This window comes from Agromyces sp. NPDC057679 (assembly GCF_042799635.1).
Lineage (GTDB): Bacteria > Actinomycetota > Actinomycetes > Actinomycetales > Microbacteriaceae > Agromyces.
The window spans coordinates 399,669-419,378 of record NZ_JBHVIK010000003.1; the positions used below are offsets into that span (position 1 = coordinate 399,669).

General features: G+C 69.1%; 14 protein-coding genes and 1 tRNA gene. 2 read left to right on the forward strand and 13 right to left on the reverse strand.

Features of this window, described 5'->3' with window-relative positions:
- Position 1: 1 nt before the first annotated feature.
- The 8 genes from gap to coaE form a co-directional block, all read right to left on the reverse strand.
- Positions 2-1,006: a type I glyceraldehyde-3-phosphate dehydrogenase gene (gene gap / locus ACFVAJ_RS14845; protein WP_376945382.1), complete on the reverse strand. Its 1,005-nt coding sequence runs from the start codon at positions 1,004-1,006 to the stop codon at positions 2-4.
- 96 nt (positions 1,007-1,102) lie between these two features.
- Entirely contained in the window at positions 1,103-1,729 is a 627-nt protein-coding gene (locus ACFVAJ_RS14850; RefSeq protein WP_376945384.1) for a superoxide dismutase, read from the reverse strand.
- Positions 1,730-1,928: 199 nt separating this feature from the next.
- Entirely contained in the window at positions 1,929-2,909 is a 981-nt protein-coding gene (gene whiA, locus ACFVAJ_RS14855; protein ID WP_376945386.1) for a DNA-binding protein WhiA, read from the reverse strand.
- A gap of 34 nt (positions 2,910-2,943) precedes the next feature.
- Positions 2,944-3,822: an RNase adapter RapZ gene (rapZ, locus tag ACFVAJ_RS14860; RefSeq protein ID WP_376945388.1), complete on the reverse strand. Its 879-nt coding sequence runs from the start codon at positions 3,820-3,822 to the stop codon at positions 2,944-2,946.
- Positions 3,823-3,854: 32 nt separating this feature from the next.
- The gene (uvrC, locus tag ACFVAJ_RS14865; protein ID WP_376945390.1) at positions 3,855-5,822 is read right to left on the reverse strand and encodes an excinuclease ABC subunit UvrC; all 1,968 of its coding nucleotides are present in this window, start codon (positions 5,820-5,822) and stop codon (positions 3,855-3,857) included.
- 4 nt (positions 5,823-5,826) lie between these two features.
- The gene (gene uvrA / locus ACFVAJ_RS14870) at positions 5,827-8,718 is read right to left on the reverse strand and encodes an excinuclease ABC subunit UvrA (protein WP_376945392.1); all 2,892 of its coding nucleotides are present in this window, start codon (positions 8,716-8,718) and stop codon (positions 5,827-5,829) included.
- Positions 8,719-8,839: 121 nt separating this feature from the next.
- Positions 8,840-10,906 (reverse strand): excinuclease ABC subunit UvrB, encoded by a 2,067-nt coding sequence (uvrB, locus tag ACFVAJ_RS14875; RefSeq protein ID WP_376945394.1) that lies wholly within the window; start codon positions 10,904-10,906, stop codon positions 8,840-8,842.
- 98 nt (positions 10,907-11,004) lie between these two features.
- Positions 11,005-11,619, reverse strand: a complete 615-nt coding sequence (gene coaE, locus ACFVAJ_RS14880; RefSeq protein ID WP_376945396.1) for a dephospho-CoA kinase — start codon at positions 11,617-11,619, stop codon at positions 11,005-11,007.
- Between the two features lie 49 nt (positions 11,620-11,668).
- Between coaE and ACFVAJ_RS14885 the strand changes: the two genes are divergently transcribed.
- The gene (locus ACFVAJ_RS14885) at positions 11,669-12,280 is read left to right on the forward strand and encodes a DUF4126 domain-containing protein (protein ID WP_376945398.1); all 612 of its coding nucleotides are present in this window, start codon (positions 11,669-11,671) and stop codon (positions 12,278-12,280) included.
- A gap of 54 nt (positions 12,281-12,334) precedes the next feature.
- Here the strand turns inward: ACFVAJ_RS14885 and rpsA are convergent, their stop codons facing one another.
- The 4 genes from rpsA to ACFVAJ_RS14905 all read right to left on the reverse strand — a co-directional run bounded on the left by rpsA (position 12,335) and on the right by ACFVAJ_RS14905 (position 19,104).
- Entirely contained in the window at positions 12,335-13,786 is a 1,452-nt protein-coding gene (rpsA, locus tag ACFVAJ_RS14890) for a 30S ribosomal protein S1 (protein WP_376945400.1), read from the reverse strand.
- Between the two features lie 163 nt (positions 13,787-13,949).
- Positions 13,950-15,623, reverse strand: coding sequence for a DUF885 domain-containing protein (locus ACFVAJ_RS14895; protein WP_376945402.1), 1,674 nt, complete (start codon positions 15,621-15,623; stop codon positions 13,950-13,952).
- Between the two features lie 53 nt (positions 15,624-15,676).
- Positions 15,677-18,376, reverse strand: a complete 2,700-nt coding sequence (polA, locus tag ACFVAJ_RS14900) for a DNA polymerase I (RefSeq protein WP_376945404.1) — start codon at positions 18,374-18,376, stop codon at positions 15,677-15,679.
- A 119-nt stretch (positions 18,377-18,495) separates the two neighbouring features.
- Positions 18,496-19,104 (reverse strand): ANTAR domain-containing response regulator, encoded by a 609-nt coding sequence (locus tag ACFVAJ_RS14905; RefSeq protein ID WP_022888030.1) that lies wholly within the window; start codon positions 19,102-19,104, stop codon positions 18,496-18,498.
- A 36-nt stretch (positions 19,105-19,140) separates the two neighbouring features.
- Between ACFVAJ_RS14905 and ACFVAJ_RS14910 the strand changes: the two genes are divergently transcribed.
- A tRNA-Leu gene (locus ACFVAJ_RS14910) sits at positions 19,141-19,223 on the forward strand.
- 22 nt (positions 19,224-19,245) lie between these two features.
- Here the strand turns inward: ACFVAJ_RS14910 and ACFVAJ_RS14915 are convergent.
- Positions 19,246-19,539 carry an SRPBCC family protein gene (locus ACFVAJ_RS14915; protein WP_376945406.1) on the reverse strand — a complete coding sequence of 98 codons (294 nt, stop codon included), beginning with the start codon at positions 19,537-19,539 and terminating at the stop codon, positions 19,246-19,248.
- Positions 19,540-19,710: the final 171 nt, after the last annotated feature.

Genomic DNA, 19,710 nt, shown 5'->3' on the forward strand with positions numbered 1-19,710 from the left:
TTCAGAGACGGTCGGCGACGTACTCGGTCAGGTCGACGAGACGGTTGGAGTAGCCCCACTCGTTGTCGTACCAGCTCGAGAGCTTCACCTGATCGCCGATGACGCGGACGAGTCCGGCGTCGAAGATCGACGAGTGCGGGTCGGAGACGATGTCGCTGGAGACGATCTCGTCCTCGGTGTACTTGAGGATGCCCTTCAGCGGGCCCTCGGCGGCCGCCTTGTAGGCGGCCTTGACCTCGTCGACCGTCACCGGTCGCGAGGAAGTCACGGTCAGGTCGGTGATCGACCCGGTGGGCACGGGCACGCGCAGCGCGAATCCGTCGAGCTTGCCGACGAGCTCGGGCAGCACGAGGCCGATGGCCTTGGCTGCACCGGTCGAGGTCGGCACGATGTTGAGGGCGGCGGCACGGGCGCGTCGGAGATCGCGGTGGGGGCCGTCCTGGAGGTTCTGGTCGGCCGTGTAGGCGTGCACCGTCGTCATGAGGCCGCGCTCGATGCCGAAGGCGTCGTTGAAGACCTTGGCGAGCGGCGCGAGGCAGTTCGTCGTGCACGACGCGTTCGAGATGATGTGGTGGCGCTCGGGGTCGTAGTCCTGCTCGTTGACGCCGATCACGAAGGTCGCGTCCTCGTCGGTGGCGGGCGCCGAGATCAGCACCTTCTTCGCGCCGGCCTCGAGGTGCTTGCGCGCGTCGGCGGCCTTCGTGAAGAACCCGGTCGACTCGATCACGATGTCGACGCCGAGCTCGCCCCAGGGCAGGTTCGCGGGGTCGCGCTCCGAGAAGGCCTTGATCGCGGTGCCGTTCACGATGATGTTGTCGTCGTCGTAGTCGACGGTCGCGTCCAGTCGGCCCGTGATCGAGTCGTACTTCAGGAGGTGCGCGAGGGTCTTGTTGTCGGTGAGGTCGTTCACCGCGACGATCTCGAGATCCGCGCCCTGAGCGAGTGCCGCGCGGAAGTAGTTGCGGCCGATGCGGCCGAAGCCGTTGATGCCGATCTTTACAGACACAGATGTCTCCTGTATGACGTGGCGCCGACAGCGCCGTTGCACGGGTGGACTGATCGGACGGCGGTGTCCCCGGAGGAGTCCGGGGACACCATCCGTTTATGACAGTAGCAGCAGCCCTGAGGTCTTCTCACCAGCTGCGGTGAAGCGCTGCTGGACGTTCTCCCAGTTCACGATCGACCAGAACGCCTTGACGTAATCGGCACGGACGTTCTTGTAGTCGAGGTAGTACGCGTGCTCCCAGACGTCGAGCATGAGCAGCGGGATGAGGCCCGCAGGCAGGTTGCCCTGCTGGTCGAAGAACTGCGCGATGATCGGGCGTCCGCCGAGCGAATCCCACGCAAGCACCGCCCAGCCCGAGCCCTGCACGCCGAGGGCCGTCGCGGTGAAGTGCGCCTGGAACTTCTCGAACGAGCCGAAGTGGTCGTCGATCGCCGCGGCGAGCTCGCCGGTCGGCTTGTCGCCGCCCTCGGGCGAGAGATTCGTCCAGAAGATCGAGTGGTTGACGTGACCGCCGAGGTTGAAGGCGAGGTCCTTCTCGAGCTTGTTCACGTTCGCGAGGTTGCCCGAGTCGCGCGCCTCGGCGAGCTGAGCGAGCGCGGTGTTCGCGCCGGTCACATAGGCCTGGTGGTGCTTCGAGTGGTGCAGCTCCATGATCGTGCCGCTGATCGCCGGCTCGAGCGCCGCGTAATCGTAGGCGAGATCGGGGAGGGTGTAGTCAGCCATTGCTTCTCCTTGTCAGGTGCGCCGGGGCACCCGGGCGTCTCCCCGGATCTCCGCGGCGGCATTCCCGAGTCTATGCCCGCGCAGGCGGGCGCTGCCGGGATGGTGCCGGGACCGCGTCGCCGTGTGACGGCGCGCCGAACACCCCGGGGCCGGAGGAGACTCCCGCCCCGGGGTCGACACGACGCAGCCGAACGCCGGGTCAGACCTCGTCGAGATCGGCCGGGAGGCTCGCCTCGGTGCCCGGCACCCCGAGATCGGCGGCGCGCTTGTCGGCCATCGCGAGCAGGCGCCGGATCCGTCCGGCCACCGCGTCCTTCGTCATCGGCGGGTCGGCGTGGTGGCCGAGCTCGTCGAGGCTCGCCTCACGGTGTGCGAGGCGCAGTTCGCCCGCGTACTTCAGGTGGTCGGGGATGTCGTCGCCGAGGAGCTCCATCGCACGCTCCACGCGAGCGCACGCGGCGACCGCGGCCTGCGCCGAACGGCGGAGGTTCGCGTCGTCGAAGTTGACGAGACGGTTCGCAGTCGCGCGCACCTCGCGGCGCTGGCGCAGCTCCTCCCAGTTGCGCACGGTCGTGCTCGCCCCCATCGCCGCGAGCATGGCGCTGATCGCCTCGCCGTCGCGGATGACCACGCGATGGATGCCGCGCACCTCGCGGGCCTTCGCGGCGATGCCCAGTCGGCCCGCGGCGCCGACGAGGGCCATCGCGGTCTCGTTGCCCGGGCAGGTCACCTCGAGGGCCGCCGAGCGGCCCGGGTCGGTGAGGCTCCCCTGCGCGAGGAACGCGCCGCGCCAGATCGCCGCGACCTCGTCGCGGGACCCCGTCGTCAGCTTGTTCGGAAGGCCGCGCACCGGGCGACGCCGGGCGTCGAGCAGCCCGGTCTGCCGGGCAAGGGTCTCGCCGCCCTCGAGGATACGCACGAGGTAGTTGTTGGTGCGGCGCACCCCCGTCGGCGACACCACGGAGACGTCGGGCCGAACCCCGTAGATCTCGCCGAGGTCGCGCGTCACGCGGCGTGCGACGTTCTTGGAGTCGAGCTCCGCCTCGATCGCGATCCGATTCGAGATGATGTGGAGCCCACCTGCGAACCGCAGCACCGAGGCGAGCTCGGCGATGCGCACGCTCGTCTTCGAGACCTCGACCCGGGCGAGCTCTTCTTTCACATCAGCGGTCAATGCCACCTCGTCATCCAATCTGTGTTGCGGGGACCCGGCGTCATTCGCGACCGAGGTCGCGATGCTTGACGCTCACGACGACGCCGGGCATCTTCGCGACCCGCTCCGCGAGCTCGCGGACCATCGCCACCGAGCGGTGCTTGCCGCCCGTGCAGCCGATCGCGATCGTCGCGTGTCGCTTGTTCTCTCGCTGGTAGCCGGCCAGCACGGGCTCGAGTGCGCGCGCGTAGGCGTCGAGGAACTCCATCGCCCCGGGCTGGCTCAGCACGAACTCGCTCACCTCGGCGTCTTCGCCGGTGAGGTGTCGGAGTTCGGGGTTCCAGAACGGGTTCGGCAGGAACCTGGCGTCGGCGATGAGGTCGGCGTCGGTCGGCGCGCCGTACTTGAAGCCGAAGCTCTGCATGGTCACCCGGAGGCCGGCGTGATCGACGCCGGCGAACGTCTCGGTCACGAGGTTCGCGAGTTGGTGGATGTTGAGGTCGGAGGTGTCGACGACGAAATCGCTCGCTTCACGGAGCGTGGCGAGGCGCGCCCGCTCGGCACCGATGCCGTCGAGGAGCGTGCCGTTGCCCTGCAGCGGGTGCGGACGTCTGACGGATTCGAATCGGCGCACGAGCACCGCGTCGTTCGCGTCGAGGAACACCACCCGGACGTTCACTCCGGCGCGGAGCGCCTGGATGATGTCCTGGAGCTCGGAGAAGAAGTCTCGGCCGCGGATGTCGACGACCGCGGCGATGCGCGGAAGCGAGGTGCCGGCGCGCTCGACCAGCTCGACGAGCGGCCGCAGCATCTGCGGCGGCAGGTTGTCGACGACGTACCAGCCCAGGTCCTCGAGCGCGTTGCCGACGGTCGATCGACCGGCCCCGCTCATCCCCGTGACGATGAGCATCTCCTGCTCTTCGGGCTCCTCCGCCGCCATCCCGACCCCCTTCTGCGTACCGACATCCAAGCCTATCGGGGCACAGGGGCCTCATCGGCGTGGAGTCGGGCGTGCACCGTCGCGGCGAGGGTCGGTCCGACGCCCTTGACCTCGGCGATCGCGGTCTCGTCGGCGGCGCGCAGGCGTGCGACGGAGCCGAAATGCCGCAGCAGCTCCTTCACCCGGGAGGGGCCGAGGCCCGGGATCTCGGAGAGCACCGAGCCGATGTCGCGCTTGCGTCGCTGCCGCTGATGCGTGATCGCGAACCGGTGCGCCTCGTCGCGCACCCGCTGGAAGAGGAAGAGCGCATCGCTGTTGCGCGGCAGGATCACCGGGAAGTCGGCCTCCGGCGTCCAGATCTCCTCGAGGCGCTTCGCGATGCCGCACAGGTAGATGCCCTCGACGCCCGACTCCCGGAGCGCCCGTGCGGCTGCGGCGACCTGGGGCTGCCCGCCGTCGACGACGAGGAGGTTGGGGCGGTAGGCGAACTTCTTCCGACGCTCCGACACCTCGGGCGCGTCGGCGGGCTCTGTGGCTTCGCTCCCGCCAGGGGCCCCGGGCGCGTCGGCCTGTTCCGACCCGGTGTTGTCTGCGCCCGCGCCGGCGCTGGCGAGATACGCGAGTCGGCGCGTCAGCACCTGGTGGATGGAGTCGGTGTCGTCGGTCGAGCTCGGGATCGTGAACCTGCGGTACTCGTCCTTCCTCGGCAGGCCGTCCTCGAAGACGACCATCGACGCGACGATGTTCGTTCCGCTGAGGTGCGAGACGTCGTAGCACTCGATGCGGAGCGGGGCATCCGCCATGCCGAGCGCTTCCTGGATGTCCTCGAGCGCACGCGACCGCGTCGTGAAGTCGGCGCTGCGCCGGGTCTTGTAGAGCATGAGGGTCTGTTTCGCGTTCTGCGTCGCGGTCTGCAGCAGGGAGGCCTTGTCGCCGCGCTGCGCGACGCGGAGCCGGACCTTGCGACCGGCCTGCTCGCCGAGCCAGGCTTCGAGGGCCGACGCGTCGTCGGGAAGCTCGGGAACGACGACCTCGCCGGGCGGGCCGAGCTCGTCGCCGTACGCGTTCTGCACGACCGAGTCGACGAGCTCGCCGAGCGGGACGTCGAGCTCCTTGTCGACCGTCCACGAATGGATGCCGCGCACGCGGCCTCCGCGCACGATGAAGAGCTGGACGGCCGCCGACAACTCGTCGTGGTCGATGCCGAAGACGTCGAGGTCGACGGTGTCGCCGAGCACCATCGCGCTCTTCTCGAAGAAGGCGGTCGCGGCCACGAGGCGGTCGCGGTACCGGGCGGCGGCCTCGTACTCCTGGGCTCCGGCGGCGGCCCGCATCCGCTGCTCGAGCTCACCGAGGATACGACGGTCCTGGTTCTGCATGAACGCGACGAAGCGCTCGACGTTCTCACGATGCTCGGCGATCGTGACCCGGCCCGAGCACGGCCCGAAGCAGCGGCCGATCTGCCCGGCGAAGCACGGCTTGCCGCTCGCCATCGCCCGTCGGTAGTCGCTGTCTTTGCAGGTGCGGATGGGGAACAGCTTGAGCAGGATCTCGAGCGTCTCGTTGATCGCCCAGACCTTCGGGTAGGGGCCGAAGTAGCGCGCACCGCGCAGCTTCCGGTTGCGGGTGACGAACGCGCGGGGGGCTTCGTCGGCCATCGTGACCGCGAGGTACGGGTAGGACTTGTCGTCCTTGAACCGCACGTTGAACGGCGGGTGGAACTCGTTGATCCAGGTGATCTCGAGCTGCAGCGCCTCGACCTCGCTGCCGACGACCGTCCACTCGACCGAGGCGGCGCTCGTCACCATGCGCCGCGTTCGCTCGTGCAGGCTGCGGAGGGGCGCGAAGTAGTTCGAGAGCCGCGCCCGCAGGTTCTTCGCCTTGCCGACGTAGAGCACGCGCCGTTCGGCGTCGCGGAAGCGGTAGACGCCGGGCTCGGTCGGGATCTCCCCCGCCTTGGGCCGGTACGGGACGCTCTGGTCGTCGGACGGTCTGCTCATCGCCTCAGCTGGCGACGTCGGCGCGGTCGGCCGCGGCGTCGAAGATCTCGCGGAGGAAGTACCCGGTGTGGCTCTCGGACACGGACGCCACCTGCTCGGGCGTGCCGGTCGCGACGACCTGGCCTCCGCCCGAACCGCCCTCGGGCCCGAGGTCGATGATCCAGTCGGCCGACTTGATGACATCGAGCGAGTGCTCGATCACGATCACCGAGTTGCCCTTGTCGACGAGCTTGCCGAGCACCTTCAGGAGCTTCTGCACGTCTTCGAAGTGCAGGCCCGTCGTCGGTTCGTCGAGCACGTAGACGTTGCGACCGTTGGAGCGGCGCTGCAGCTCGGTCGCGAGCTTCACTCGCTGCGCCTCGCCGCCCGAGAGGGTCGTGGCGCTCTGGCCGAGCTGCACGTACCCGAGCCCGACGTCGACGAGGGTCTTGAGATAGCGGTGGATCGCGGAGATCGGCTCGAAGAACTCGGCCGCCTCGCTGATCGGCATCTCGAGCACCTCGGCGATGTTCTTGCCCTTGTAGTGCACCTGCAGAGTCTCGCGGTTGTACCGCTGGCCTCCGCAGACCTCGCAGGCGACGTAGACGTCGGGGAGGAAGTTCATCTCGATCTTGATGGTGCCGTCGCCCGAGCACGCCTCGCAGCGGCCGCCCTTGACGTTGAAGCTGAAGCGGCCGGGCAGATAGCCGCGTGCCTTCGCCTCGTTGGTCTCGGAGAAGAGCGTTCGGATGCGATCGAACACCCCCGTGTAGGTCGCCGGGTTCGATCGCGGAGTGCGCCCGATCGGAGCCTGGTCGACGTGGACGACCTTGTCGAGGTGCTCGAGGCCCGTCACGCGCCGGTGCTTGCCTGGCACCTTGCGGGCGCCGTTCAGGCGGTTCGCGAGCACCCGGTACAGGATGTCGTTGACGAGCGAGGACTTGCCGGAGCCGCTGACCCCGGTGACGGCGGTCAGCACGCCCAGCGGGAACTCGACGTCGACGCCGCGGAGGTTGTTCGCCTCGGCACCCTGCACCGAGATCATCCGCTCGCGGTCGATCGCCCGGCGATGCGCCGGGATCGCGATCTCGCGGCGGCCCGAGAGATAGTCGCCGGTGAGCGACCGGGTGTTCTTCACGAGGTCGGCGTAGCTGCCCGAGTGCACGACGGTGCCGCCGTTCACCCCGGCACCGGGACCGATGTCGACGATCCAGTCGGCGGTGCGGATGGTGTCTTCGTCGTGCTCGACGACGATGAGCGTGTTGCCGAGGTCGCGGAGCGCGACGAGCGTGTCGATGAGCCGGCGGTTGTCGCGCTGGTGCAGGCCGATGCTCGGCTCGTCGAGCACGTAGAGCACGCCGGTGAGCCCCGAGCCGATCTGGGTCGCGAGTCGGATGCGCTGCGCCTCGCCGCCCGACAGCGTGCCCGCCGCGCGGGCGAGGTCGAGGTAGCTGAGGCCGACCCTGATGAGGAAGTCGAGCCGCAGCTTGATCTCGCGGAGCACCTGGGCCGCGATGGTCTGCTCGCGCTCGGTGAGTTCGAGCCGGTCCATGAAGGAGCGCGCGTCGGTGAGGCTCAGGAGACCCACATCGGCGATGCTGTGGTCGTGGATGAGGACCGAGAGCACCTCGGGCTTCAGACGCTTGCCGTCGCACACGGGGCACGGCACCTCGCGCAGGTACTCGGACCACCGCGCGCGCTGCACGTCGGTCTCGGCCTGCAGGTACTGCCGCTCGATGTACGGCACGACGCCCTCGAAGCCGGAGCTGTAGCTCATCTCGCGGCCGTAGCGGTTGCGCCACCGCACCTTGACCTCGAAGTTGTCGCCGCGGAGCACCGCGTTGCGGGCGTCCTCGCCGAGCTGTTCCCAGGGGGTGTCGAGCGAGAACCCGAGATCCCTCGCGAGGCCGTCGAGCAGCTTCTCGTAGTAGTTGTAGAGGCTCTTGCCCTGCGAGGTCCACGGGAGGATCACGCCTTCGGCGATGCTGAGCTCGGGATCGCCGAGCAGCAGCGCCTCGTCGACCGACATTCGGGTGCCGAGGCCGGAGCACTCGGGGCAGGCGCCGAACGGGGCGTTGAACGAGAAGGTGCGCGGTTCGATCTCGGTGAGCTGGATGGGGTGCTGGTTCGGGCACGAGAGCTTCTCGGAGAAGGTGGCCCACGCCGCGGGCCCCTCCTCGTCGACGAAGTTGACCTGCACGAGACCGTCGGTCAGCCGGAGCGCCGTCTCGAGGGAGTCGGTCAGTCGCCCGAGCACGTCGGGCCCGGCGACGAGCCGGTCGACGACGACCGAGATGTCGTGCTTGACCTGCTTCTTCAGCTTCGGCGGCTCGTCGAGTCGCACGACCTCGCCGTCGACGACCGCGCGCGAGTAGCCCTGCGCCGCGAGCTCGCGGAACAGGTCGACGAACTCGCCCTTCTTCTTCGAGACGACGGGGCTCAGCACCTGGAACCGGGTGCCCGCCTCGAGCTCCATCAGCTGGTCGGCGATCTGCTGCACGGTCTGGCGCTGGATCTTCTCGCCGCAGACCGGGCAGTGCGGCACGCCGATGCGGGCCCAGAGCAGTCGCATGTAGTCGTAGATCTCGGTGATCGTGCCGACCGTCGAGCGCGGGTTGCGGTTCGTCGACTTCTGGTCGATCGAGACGGCGGGGCTCAGCCCCTCGATGAAGTCGACGTCGGGACGGTCGACCTGCCCGAGGAACTGCCGCGCGTACGCCGAGAGCGACTCGACGTAGCGCCGCTGACCTTCGGCGAAGATCGTGTCGAAGGCGAGCGACGACTTGCCCGACCCCGAGAGCCCGGTGAACACCACCATCGCGTCGCGCGGAATCTCGACGTCGACGTTGTGCAGGTTGTGTACGCGGGCTCCGCGGACACTCAGGCGCGAATGGGCATCGAGACGTGAAACTGGCACCCTTCGAGTCTAAGGAGCACCACCGACACGCACGGCCGGGGCGCACGCGCTCTGAGCGAACATATGTTCGATCGGCGTCGAGCACCGCGATGGACGGCGCTTCGCCGACCGCCCCGGACGCTCAGCCGAGGTGTCCCGCCTTCTCCATCTGTCGCAGCTCGCGCTTGAGTTCGGACACCTCGTCGCGGAGCCTCGCGGCGAGCTCGAACTTGAGCTCGCCGGCGGCCTCGAGCATCTGCTCGTTGAGGTCGCGGATGAGGTCCTCGAGATCGTTCGCCCCCTCCGCCGCGATGCCTTCGCGCTTCAGGTTCGGCACCGGCGACTTCTTGCGGCCGTCGCGGCCCGCGAGCAGCGCCGCGGTGTCGGCCTCCTCGCGCGCGAGCACCTCGGTGATGTCGGCGATGCGCTTGCGCAGCGGCTGCGGGTCGATGCCGTTCACCCGGTTGTACTCGAGCTGCATCTCGCGCCGGCGGGTCGTCTCGTCGATGGCCTGGTTCATCGAGTCGGTGAGCACGTCGGCGTACATGTGCACCTCGCCCGAGACGTTGCGGGCAGCACGGCCGATGGTCTGGATGAGCGAGGTCGACGACCGGAGGAACCCCTCTTTGTCGGCGTCGAGGATCGCGACGAGCGACACCTCGGGCAGGTCGAGACCCTCGCGCAACAGGTTGATGCCGACGAGCACGTCGTAGACGCCCGCGCGCAGCTCGGTGAGGAGCTCGACGCGGCGCAGGGTGTCGACGTCGGAGTGCAGGTAGCGCACCCGCACCCCCGCCTCGGTGAGGAAGTCGGTGAGCTCCTCGGCCATCTTCTTCGTGAGCGTGGTGACGAGCACACGCTCGTCGCGCTCGGCCCGCTTCCGGATCTCCTCGAGGAGGTCGTCGATCTGCCCCTTCGACGGCTTCACCACGATCTGCGGGTCGACGAGGCCGGTCGGTCGGATGATCTGCTCGACGACGCCGTCGGCGACGCCCATCTCGTACCGGCCGGGCGTCGCCGAGAGATAGACGGTCTGCCCGACTCGGTTCTTGAACTCGTTCCACTTCAGCGGGCGGTTGTCGAGCGCGCTCGGCAGCCGGAAGCCGTGTTCGACGAGGGTGCGCTTGCGCGACGAGTCGCCCTCGTACATGGCGCCGATCTGCGGAACCGTCACGTGCGACTCGTCGATCACGACGAGGAAGTCGTCGGCGAAGTAGTCGAGCAGGCAGTGCGGCGCCTCGCCCGGCTCGCGCCCGTCGATGTGCCGCGAGTAGTTCTCGATGCCCGAGCAGAAGCCGATCTGCTCCATCATCTCGAGGTCGAAGGTCGTGCGCATACGCAGGCGCTGGGCCTCGAGCAGCTTGCCCTCGCGCTCGAGCTCGGCCAGCCGCTCGTCGAGTTCGGTGCGGATCGTGCCGATCGCCCGCTGCATGACCTCGGTGGATGCCACGTAGTGCGAACCGGGGAACACGGGCACCGCGTCGAGCTTCGCGACGACCTGCCCCGTGAGCGGGTGCAGGCTGTAGAGCGCCTCGATCTCGTCGCCGAACATCTCGATGCGGATCGCCAGCTCTTCGTAGATCGGGATGATCTCGATCGTGTCGCCGCGCACGCGGAAGTTGCCCCGCGAGAAGTCGACGTCGTTGCGCTGGTACTGCATCGAGACGAACTTGCGGATGAGCCAGTCGCGGTCGACACGCTGCCCCACCTGCAACGGCATCATGGCGCCGAGGTACTCCTCGGGCGTACCGAGGCCGTAGATGCACGACACCGTGGACACCACGACGACGTCGCGGCGGCTGAGCAGCGAGTTCGTCGTCGAGTGCCGCAGTCGCTCGACCTCGGCGTTGATCGACGAGTCCTTCTCGATGAAGGTGTCGGTCTGGGGCACGTAGGCCTCGGGCTGGTAGTAGTCGTAGTACGACACGAAGTACTCGACCGCGTTGTTCGGCAGCAGTTCCCGGAACTCCGTGGCGAGCTGGGCCGCGAGGGTCTTGTTGTGCGCGAGCACGAGCGTGGGCCGCTGCACCTGCTCGATGAGCCACGCGGTCGTCGCCGACTTGCCGGTGCCGGTCGCGCCGAGCAGCACCACGTCGGTCTCGCCGGCGTTGATGCGACCCGCGAGCTCGGCGATCGCCTGCGGCTGATCACCGCTCGGACGGTACTCGCTGACGACCTCGAACGGACGAACTGAACGCGTGGCCTGCATCCCTCAAGTCTAGGTTCGACCGCCGACATCGGGGCCGGCAGCGCTCGCCCCGTGCGCTCCGTGCGCTCGATGAACGCGAGGAGGGCGCTCCGCGGCGACTACGCGCGCGCGGCGCGTCGCGCCACGATGTCGGCCCAGAGCGCGTCGGTCTGGCTCATCGTGTGCGCAAGGGTGCCGTCGGTGTCGATCACGACATCGGCGATCGCAAGTCGACGGGTGTTGTCGACCTGCGCGTCGACGCGAGCGACCGCCTGATTGAGGTCGAACCCCCGCTCCTCGACGAGGCGCTTCACCTGCGTCTTGCGCGGCGCGTTGGTCACGACGACGAGGTCGAAGGGGTGGTCGACGGATGCCTCGACGAGGAGCGGCACGTCGTACACGACCACCGCATCGGGGTTCTCGGCCTCGGCCTTCGCGATGAGCCGGCTCGAGAGCTCACGGACCGCGGGGTGCACGATGGCGTTCAGACGGGCGCGGGCCTCGTCGTCGTTGAAGACGAGTTCGCCGAGCTTCGCCCGGTCGAGCGAGCCGTCGGCGCGCAGCACGCCCTCGCCGAACTCGGCGACGATCGCGGCCAACCCGGGGGTGCCGGGCTCGACGACGCGACGCGCGAGCTCGTCGGCGTCGAGGTGCACGGCGCCGTGCTCGTAGAGGCGCCGCGCGACGGTGGACTTTCCTGAGGCGATGCCGCCCGTGAGGCCGATCAGATACACGTGACCACTCTAATCGTGCGACACTCGACTCGTTCGATGAGGAGGCCGCATGCTCGAACTGCTGACCGGCACGGGACTCGCACTCGCCGCCGGCCTGAACGCGTGGATCCCCCTCGTGATCCTGGGGGCGCTCGACCGGTTCACCGGACTCGTCGAACTGCCGGCGGCCTGGGCCTGGCTCGCGAACGAGTGGGTGCTGCTGATCCTCGTGGTGCTGCTCGTCGTCGAGTTCGTCGCCGACAAGATCCCCGGCCTCGACTCGGTGAACGACGTCGTCCAGACCGTGGTGCGCCCGACCGCGGGCGGGCTCGCCTTCACCTCGGGCATCGGCGCCGAGACCGTCGCGGTCACCGACCCCGAGGCCTTCTTCAGCTCCTCGCAGTGGGTGCCCATCGCCGTCGGCGTGGGACTCGCACTCCTCGTCCATCTCGGCAAGGCCCTGGCGCGCCCGGTGATCAACACCGCGACCGCCGGCGTCGGCGCGCCCGTCGCGAGCGCCGTCGAGGATGCGGGGAGCTTCGCCCTCGCCTTCGCGGCGATCCTCGCTCCGGTCCTCGTGCTGCTCGGCGCAGTGCTGCTCGCGATCGCCGTCGTCCTCGTCATCCGTCGACGCCGAACGCAGCGCGAGCGCAGCGCGGAGCATCCGTCGACCGCACCGTGAAACGCCGGAAGGCCGGCCCCCGAGGGGACCGGCCTTCCGTCTCGCGAAATGCGATCAGTTGTTGCTCGAGAGCTTCTCGCGCAGCGCCGCGAGCGACGCGTCGTCGGCGAGGGTGCCGGCACCGGCCGACTCGCTCGAGTACGAGGCACCGCCGGCCGAGAACGAGTCGTCGGCAGCCTGGGCGGCGAGCGAAGCAGCAACCTGCTTCTTGTGCGCCTCCCAGCGAGCCTGAGCGGCAGCGTAGTCCTGCTCCCACTTCTCGCGCTGGGCCTCGAAGCCCTCGCGCCACTCGTTGGTCTCGGGGTCGAAGCCCTCAGGGTACTTGTAGTTGCCCTGCTCGTCGTACTCCGTGAGCATGCCGTAGAGCGCCGGGTCGAACTCGGTGCCCTCGGGGTCGACGCCCTCGTTCGCCTGCTTCAGCGAGAGCGAGATGCGGCGACGCTCGAGGTCGATGTCGATGACCTTGACGAAGACCTCTTCGCCGACCGACACGACCTGCTCGGCGAGCTCGACGTGCTTGCCCGACAGCTCGGAGATGTGGACGAGGCCCTCGATGCCGTCGGCGACGCGGACGAACGCACCGAACGGAACGAGCTTCGTGACCTTACCCGGGGCGACCTGGCCGATCGCGTGGGTGCGGGCGAAGACCTGCCACGGATCCTCCTGCGTCGCCTTGAGCGACAGCGAGACGCGCTCGCGGTCGAGCTCGACGGAGAGCACCTCGACGGTGACCTCCTGGCCGACCTCGACGACCTCGCTGGCGTGCTCGATGTGCTTCCACGAGAGCTCGGAGACGTGGACGAGACCGTCGACGCCGCCGAGGTCGACGAACGCACCGAAGTTGACGATCGACGAGATGACGCCCTTGCGGATCTGGCCCGGGTGGAGGTTCGCGAGGAACGTCGAACGCGACTCGGACTGCGTCTGCTCGAGGAGCGCGCGGCGCGAGAGCACGACGTTGTTGCGGTTCTTGTCGAGCTCGAGGATCTTCGCCTCGATCTCCTGGCCGAGGTACGGCGTGAGGTCGCGCACGCGGCGGAGCTCGATGAGCGACGCCGGGAGGAAGCCGCGGAGGCCGATGTCGACGATCAGGCCGCCCTTGACGACCTCGATGACCGAACCGGTCACGACGCCATCGGCTTCCTTGATCTTCTCCACGTCGCCCCAGGCGCGCTCGTACTGAGCACGCTTCTTCGACAGGATGAGGCGGCCTTCCTTGTCCTCCTTCTGGAGAACGAGGGCCTCGACGGTGTCGCCGACGCCGACGACCTCGCTGGGGTCGACGTCGTGCTTGATCGAAAGCTCGCGCGAGGGGATGACGCCCTCGGTCTTGTAGCCGACGTCGAGGAGGACCTCGTCGCGGTCGATCTTCACGACGGTGCCCTCGATGAGGTCGCCGTCGTTGAAGAACTTCAGAGTCTTTTCGACCGCGGCGAGGAAGTCTTCAGCAGATCCGATGTCGTTGATGGCGACCTGCTTGGGTGCCTTGGTCGTTGCGGTTGTCATGTAGTGAATGCTCCGTAAAGGACAATATCGAGCCCATCGCGCGGGAGAGCGTGATGTTGGTGCCGCGATGGGCATGCGGACAGGGATGTCACAAGAGTGACGTTCGATCCTAACGGATTCACTCGGTCCGCGGCAAGCGGGGCGGGTCGCCGTTCGCCGGCGCTCAGCCGAGGAGGGCGGACCGCAGCGTGTCGAGCCCGACGCCGCCGAGCGCGAGCGCGTTCCGGTGGAACTCCCGGATGTCGAAGGACGCGCCCTCACGACGTGCGACCTCGTCGCGGAGCTGCTCCCAGATGCGCTGCCCGACCTTGTACGAGGGCGCCTGCCCGGGCCAGCCGAGATAGCGGTTCACCTCGAAGCGCACGAAGCCCTCGTTCATGTTCACGTTCTGCGAGAGGAACTCGTGGGCGAACTCCCCCGTCCACGTGCCCTGCCCGTCGGGGCGCGGCTTGCCGAGGTGCACGCCGATGTCGAGCACGACGCGGGCGGCGCGCATGCGCTGCCCGTCGAGCATGCCGAGCCGGTCGGCCGGGTCGTCGAGGTAGCCGAGCCCCTCCATGAGCCGCTCGGCGTAGAGCGCCCAGCCCTCGGCGTGGCCGGAGGTCCCGGCGAGCTGCCGGCGCCACGTGTTCAGCTGCCCGCGGTTCACGACGGCCTGGCCGATCTGCAGGTGGTGTCCGGGGACGCCCTCGTGGTAGACGGTCGTGAGCTCGCGCCAGGTGTCGAACTCGGTCACGCCCTCGGGCACCGACCACCACATGCGACCGGGCCGCGAGAAGTCGTCGCTCGGGCCGGTGTAGTAGATGCCGCCCTCCTGGGTGGGCGCGATCATGCATTCGAGCCTCCGGATCTCCTCCGGGATGTCGAACTGGGTGCCGGCGAGCTCCGCGACCGCACGGTCGCTCGTCTCCTGCATCCACCGCTGGAGCGCCTCGGTGCCGTGGAGCTTGCGGGAGGCGTCGCCGTCGAGGAACGCGATCGCCTCGAGCACGGATGCCCCGGGCTTGATCTCGTTCGCGATCGCCTCCTGCTCGGCGACCATGCGGGCGAGCTCTTCGATGCCCCACTCGTAGGTCTCGTCGAGGTCGATGACGGCGCCGAGGAAGCGGCGCGATTCGAGTGCGTAGATCTCGCGGCCGACCGCGTCGGCGTCGCCCGCGACGGGCGCGAGCTCGGACTCGAGGAACTCGGCGAGCCGGCCGTAAGCCTCGCTCGCCGTCGCGGCGCCCGACTCGAGGTCGCGCCGGAGCGCCTCGGGCAGCCCCGACTCCCCCGCCGTCGCGTTCGCCGCGAAGGTCGCGAAGAACCCGTCGGGCTTCGCGATGCGCCGAGCCTGGGCCGCGACCTCGCGCACCTGCCGCACAGCGGGAACCGTGCCCGCGGCGACGCCGGCGCGGAGGGTCTCGATGTAGCCGTCGAGCGCGCCCGGGACGGCGCCGAGCCGGCCCGAGATGCGCGACCAGTCGTCGACGTCGGCGGTGGGCATGAGGTCGAACACGTCGCGGATCTCCTGCGCCGGGCTCGCGATCACGTTCAGGTCGCGCAGGTGGAGGCCGGCGTCGTACCGCTCGAGGTCGAGCTCGAGGTCGGAGCCCAGGTCGGCGACCGTGATCCGGTCGACCTCGTCGACCGGCGTCGCGGCGCGCAGGGCCGCGGCGGTCTCGCGGATGGCGGCCACACGCCGCTCGTTCCCGGCCGGCGAGTAGTCGGCGAGCCGGTCGTCGTGGCTCGTCCGGCCGATGTAGGTGCCGATGCTCGGGTCGAGGTCGACGAGGGTGTCGACCCAGCCTTCCGCGATGCGGTCGACGTCGGTCGGGGTGCGCTCACTCGATGCCATCCCTCGAACCTAGGACAGCCGATGTCGATCTGTCGACGTCGAGGATCCCTCGGTCAGTGCCCCGCGTCCTCCCAGTTCGCCCCGCGCCCGACCTGCACGTCGAGCGGCACCAGGAGCTCGGCGGCGTTCGCCATCTTCTCGCGCACGAGCGCCTCGAGCGGCTCGCTCTCGCCGGCCGCGACCTCGAAGATGAGCTCGTCGTGCACGGTCATGAGCATGCGGCTCTCGAGCCCCTGCGCGGCGATCTCGCGTTCGACGCTCACCATCGCGATCTTCATGATGTCGGCCGCGGAGCCCTGGATCGGCGAGTTGAGCGCAGCGCGTTCAGCGTTCTCGCGGTGCACCCGGTTGGGGCTGTTGAGGTCGGGGAACGGACGGCGGCGGCCGAAGATCGTCTCGGTGTAGCCGTCGATCTTCGCCTGCTCGACGACGCCGCGCAGGTAGTCGCGCACGGCGCCGAAGCGCTCGAAGTACTCCTTCATGAGCTGGCTCGCCTCCGCGCGGTCGATGCGCAGCTGCTTCGAGAGGCCGAACGCGCTGAGGCCGTAGGCGAGGCCGTACGACATCGCCTTGACCTTGGTGCGCATGAGCGGGGTGACGTCGGCCGGGTCGACCGAGAACACGCGCGCGCCGACGAACCGGTGCAGGTCTTCTCCGGCGTTGAAGGCCTCGATGAGCCCGGGGTCGCCCGAGAGGTGCGCCATGATGCGCATCTCGATCTGCGAGTAGTCGGCGGTCAGCAGTTCGGTGTACTCGGCTCCATGGCGGAACGCCTTGCGGATGCGACGGCCGTCCTCGGTGCGGATCGGGATGTTCTGCAGGTTCGGGTCGTTGGACGACATGCGGCCGGTGGCGGCGCCGATCTGGCCGTACGTCGTGTGGATGCGGCCGTCGGCGGCGATCGACTTGTCGAGCGATTCGACGATCTGACGCAGCTTCGTCGCGTCGCGGTGCTCGAGCAGGTAGCCGAGGAACGGATGCGGGTTCGACTCCTGCAGGTCGGCCAGCGCGTTCGCGTCGGTCGTGTAGCCGGTCTTCGTCGCCCGCGTCTTCGGCATCGCGAGCTGGTCGAAGAGCACCTCCTGGAGCTGCTTGGGCGAGCCGAGGTTCACCTCTCGGCCGATCTCGGCGAAGGCGAGCTGGGCGAGGCCGGCCGCGCGATCACCGAGCTCGCTCGAGAGGGCGGCGAGCTCGCCGTGATCGACCGAGACGCCGCGCAGCTGCATGGCGGCGAGCACCGGCACGAGGGGCATCTCGACCTCGGCGAGGAGCGTTCGCGAGGGCTCGGGCAGCGCACGGAGCACCACCGGGGCGACCCGCAGGGTGAACCACGCGTACTCGGGCGCGCCCGCGTCGGTGCCCTCTTCGGGCACGAGCTGCGAGGGATCCGCCTGGGGCACGGTCTCGCCGAGGTAGCGCTCGACGAGGTCGGCGAGGGTCTTCTCGGCGAGGATCGGGCGCGCGAGCCAGCCCGCGACCAGGGTGTCGAGCACGAGCCCGTCGATGGCCAGGCCAGACCGCTGGAGCGCTTCGAGCTGCGGCTTCGCGTCGGTCATGATCTTCGGCGCATCGCTCGCGAGCCAGGCCTCGAAGGGCGCGTAGTCGGAGCGGCCGGCCTGCCACGGCAGGCGCACGGTCTCGGCGGCGGTCGCGATGCCAGCGCCGATCACCTGCCCGTCGACCACCTCGAGGCTGAGGCCCAGGCCCGCCGGCTCGGCCGCGACGGCCTTGGCGAGCCACGCTTCGAGCTCCTCGTCGAGGAGGAGCCTCGGCGTCGGGATCGGCGGAGCCGCCTGCTCGGGAACGGGCGCGGCCGCCGGAGCGCTCGCACCGCCGTTGCCGTTGCCGTTGCCGTTCGTCTCGCCCGCGGCGAGCTTGCGGAGCCGCTCGAACAGGGTACGGAACTCGAGCCGTTCGAACACGGGGCGCACCGCCTCGATGTCGATCGGCTTCGCCTCGAGCTCGTCGATCACGACGTCGAGCTCGACGTCGGGGACCAGCCGGTTGAGCCGGCGGTTGCGGATCGCGTTCTCCTTCTGGTCGCGCAGGTTCTGCCCGACGACCCCCTTGATCTCATCGGCGTGCTCGAGGATGCCGTCGAGGTCGCCGTAGAGGCCGAGCCACTTCACCGCGGTCTTCTCGCCGACCTTCGTGATGCCGATGAGGTTGTCGCTCGTCTCGCCGACGAGCGCGGCGATGTCGGGGTACTGCTCGGGGCGCACGCCGTAGCGTTCGAGCACGGCCTCGGTGTCGTAGCGCTTCAGCTGGGAGACGCCCTGCGTGTTCGGGTAGAGGAGCGTGACGTCGTCGTTCACGAGCTGGATGGTGTCGCGGTCGCCCGACACGAGGAGGACCCGGTAGCCCTCGGCGCGGCCGCGTGCGGCGAGCGTCGCGAGGATGTCGTCGGCCTCGTAGTCCTCCTTCTCGAGGGTGCGCACGCCCATCGCCTTCAGTGCGTCCTGCAGCAGCGGCACCTGCCCCTTGAACTCGACCGGGGTCTCGCCGCGGGTGCCCTTGTACTCGGGGTACTCGCGCGTGCGGAACGAGTGCCGCGAGATGTCGAACGCCACCGCGAGGTGCGTCGGCTTCTCGTTCTGCAGCAGGAGGAGCAGCATCGACAGGAAGCCGTGGATGGCGTTCGTGTGCTGCCCGTCGCGCGTGGTGAAGCTGTCGACCGGGAGGGCGTAGAAGGCTCGGAAGGCCAGCGAGTGACCATCGACGACGAGGAGGGTGGGCTTATCTGCGTCCGACACCAGACAAGACTACAAGCGGCCGCCGACACTCCCCGACGCGCGCGGTGCCCGCGAATGCGAACGACGGATGCCTCGACGACACGTGTCGTCGAGGCATCCGTCGTTCGGGGCGGGGCGCCCTACTTCTTGGCGGCGAGCTGCTCGATGATCGCCTGGGAGACGTCCTTCATGGTGAGGCGTCGATCCATCGACGCCTTCTGGATCCAGCGGAACGCCTCGGGCTCGGAGAGGCCCATCTTCTCGTTGAGCAGGCCCTTGGCCCGGTCGACGAGCTTGCGGGTCTCGAAACGCTCGACGAGGTCGCCGACCTCCGCCTCGAGCGCGATGATCTGCGCGTGGCGGGCCAGGGCGATCTCGATCGCGGGGAGGAGGTCGTTCGGCGTGAACGGCTTCACGACGTAGGCGAGGGCGCCTGCCTCGCTCGCACGCTCGACGAGCTCCTTCTGGCTGAAGGCCGTGAGGAGCACGACCGGGGCGATGTGCCCCTTCGAGAGGCGCTCGGCGGCGGAGATGCCGTCGAGCTGGGGCATCTTGACGTCCATGATGACGAGATCGGGTCGGAGCTCGGTCGCGAGCGCCACGGCGGTCTCGCCGTCACCCGCCTCGCCGACGACCTCGAAGCCGTTGTCGCGCAGGATCTCGACGATGTCGAGGCGGATGAGCGACTCATCCTCCGCCACGACCACGCGGCGCGGAGCTGCCGGCTGAGTTGATTCGGTGTCTGTCACGGAGGAAAGCCTACGGTATTCTGGGCGAGGCCTCTGGCCGGTGTGGCGGAATGGCAGACGCGGAGCACTCAAAATGCTTTGCCCGAAAGGGCGTGTGGGTTCGACCCCCACCACCGGCACCGTACCGATCCCCGGCCGGGATCACACCTCGGGCAGCGCCCCGAGATGCCGGTTGCGCCGCTCGATGAGTCCTCGCAGATACGGACCGAGCACGAGCTCGGCGAGGCGCCCGATCGGGCCGAACGGCGCCGAGAAGGCGACCTCGTCGATCATCAACGTCGCCCGGTCGCCGGCCGGTTCGAAGCGGTGCACGTGCCGGAACGCGTGGAACGGTCCGCGCACCTGCTCGTCGACGAAGCGCCGAGGACGCTCGAGCTCGGTGATCCGGCTCGTCATGCGCCAGACGAGCCCGAGGTGGCGCGCACGCCACGTCACCTCCTCGCCCAGGGCCGATCATCCCGGCGGCCACTCCCCCGACCGCGCGCTCGCCTGTGTGCGACATCGAGGCGAGGTGCTCGTCGATGTCGAGCGAACGGTCGAACGCTTCCGCCGGGGACATCGCCAGCATCGTCCGGCACTCGAATCGCACACTCACCCCTGCAGCGT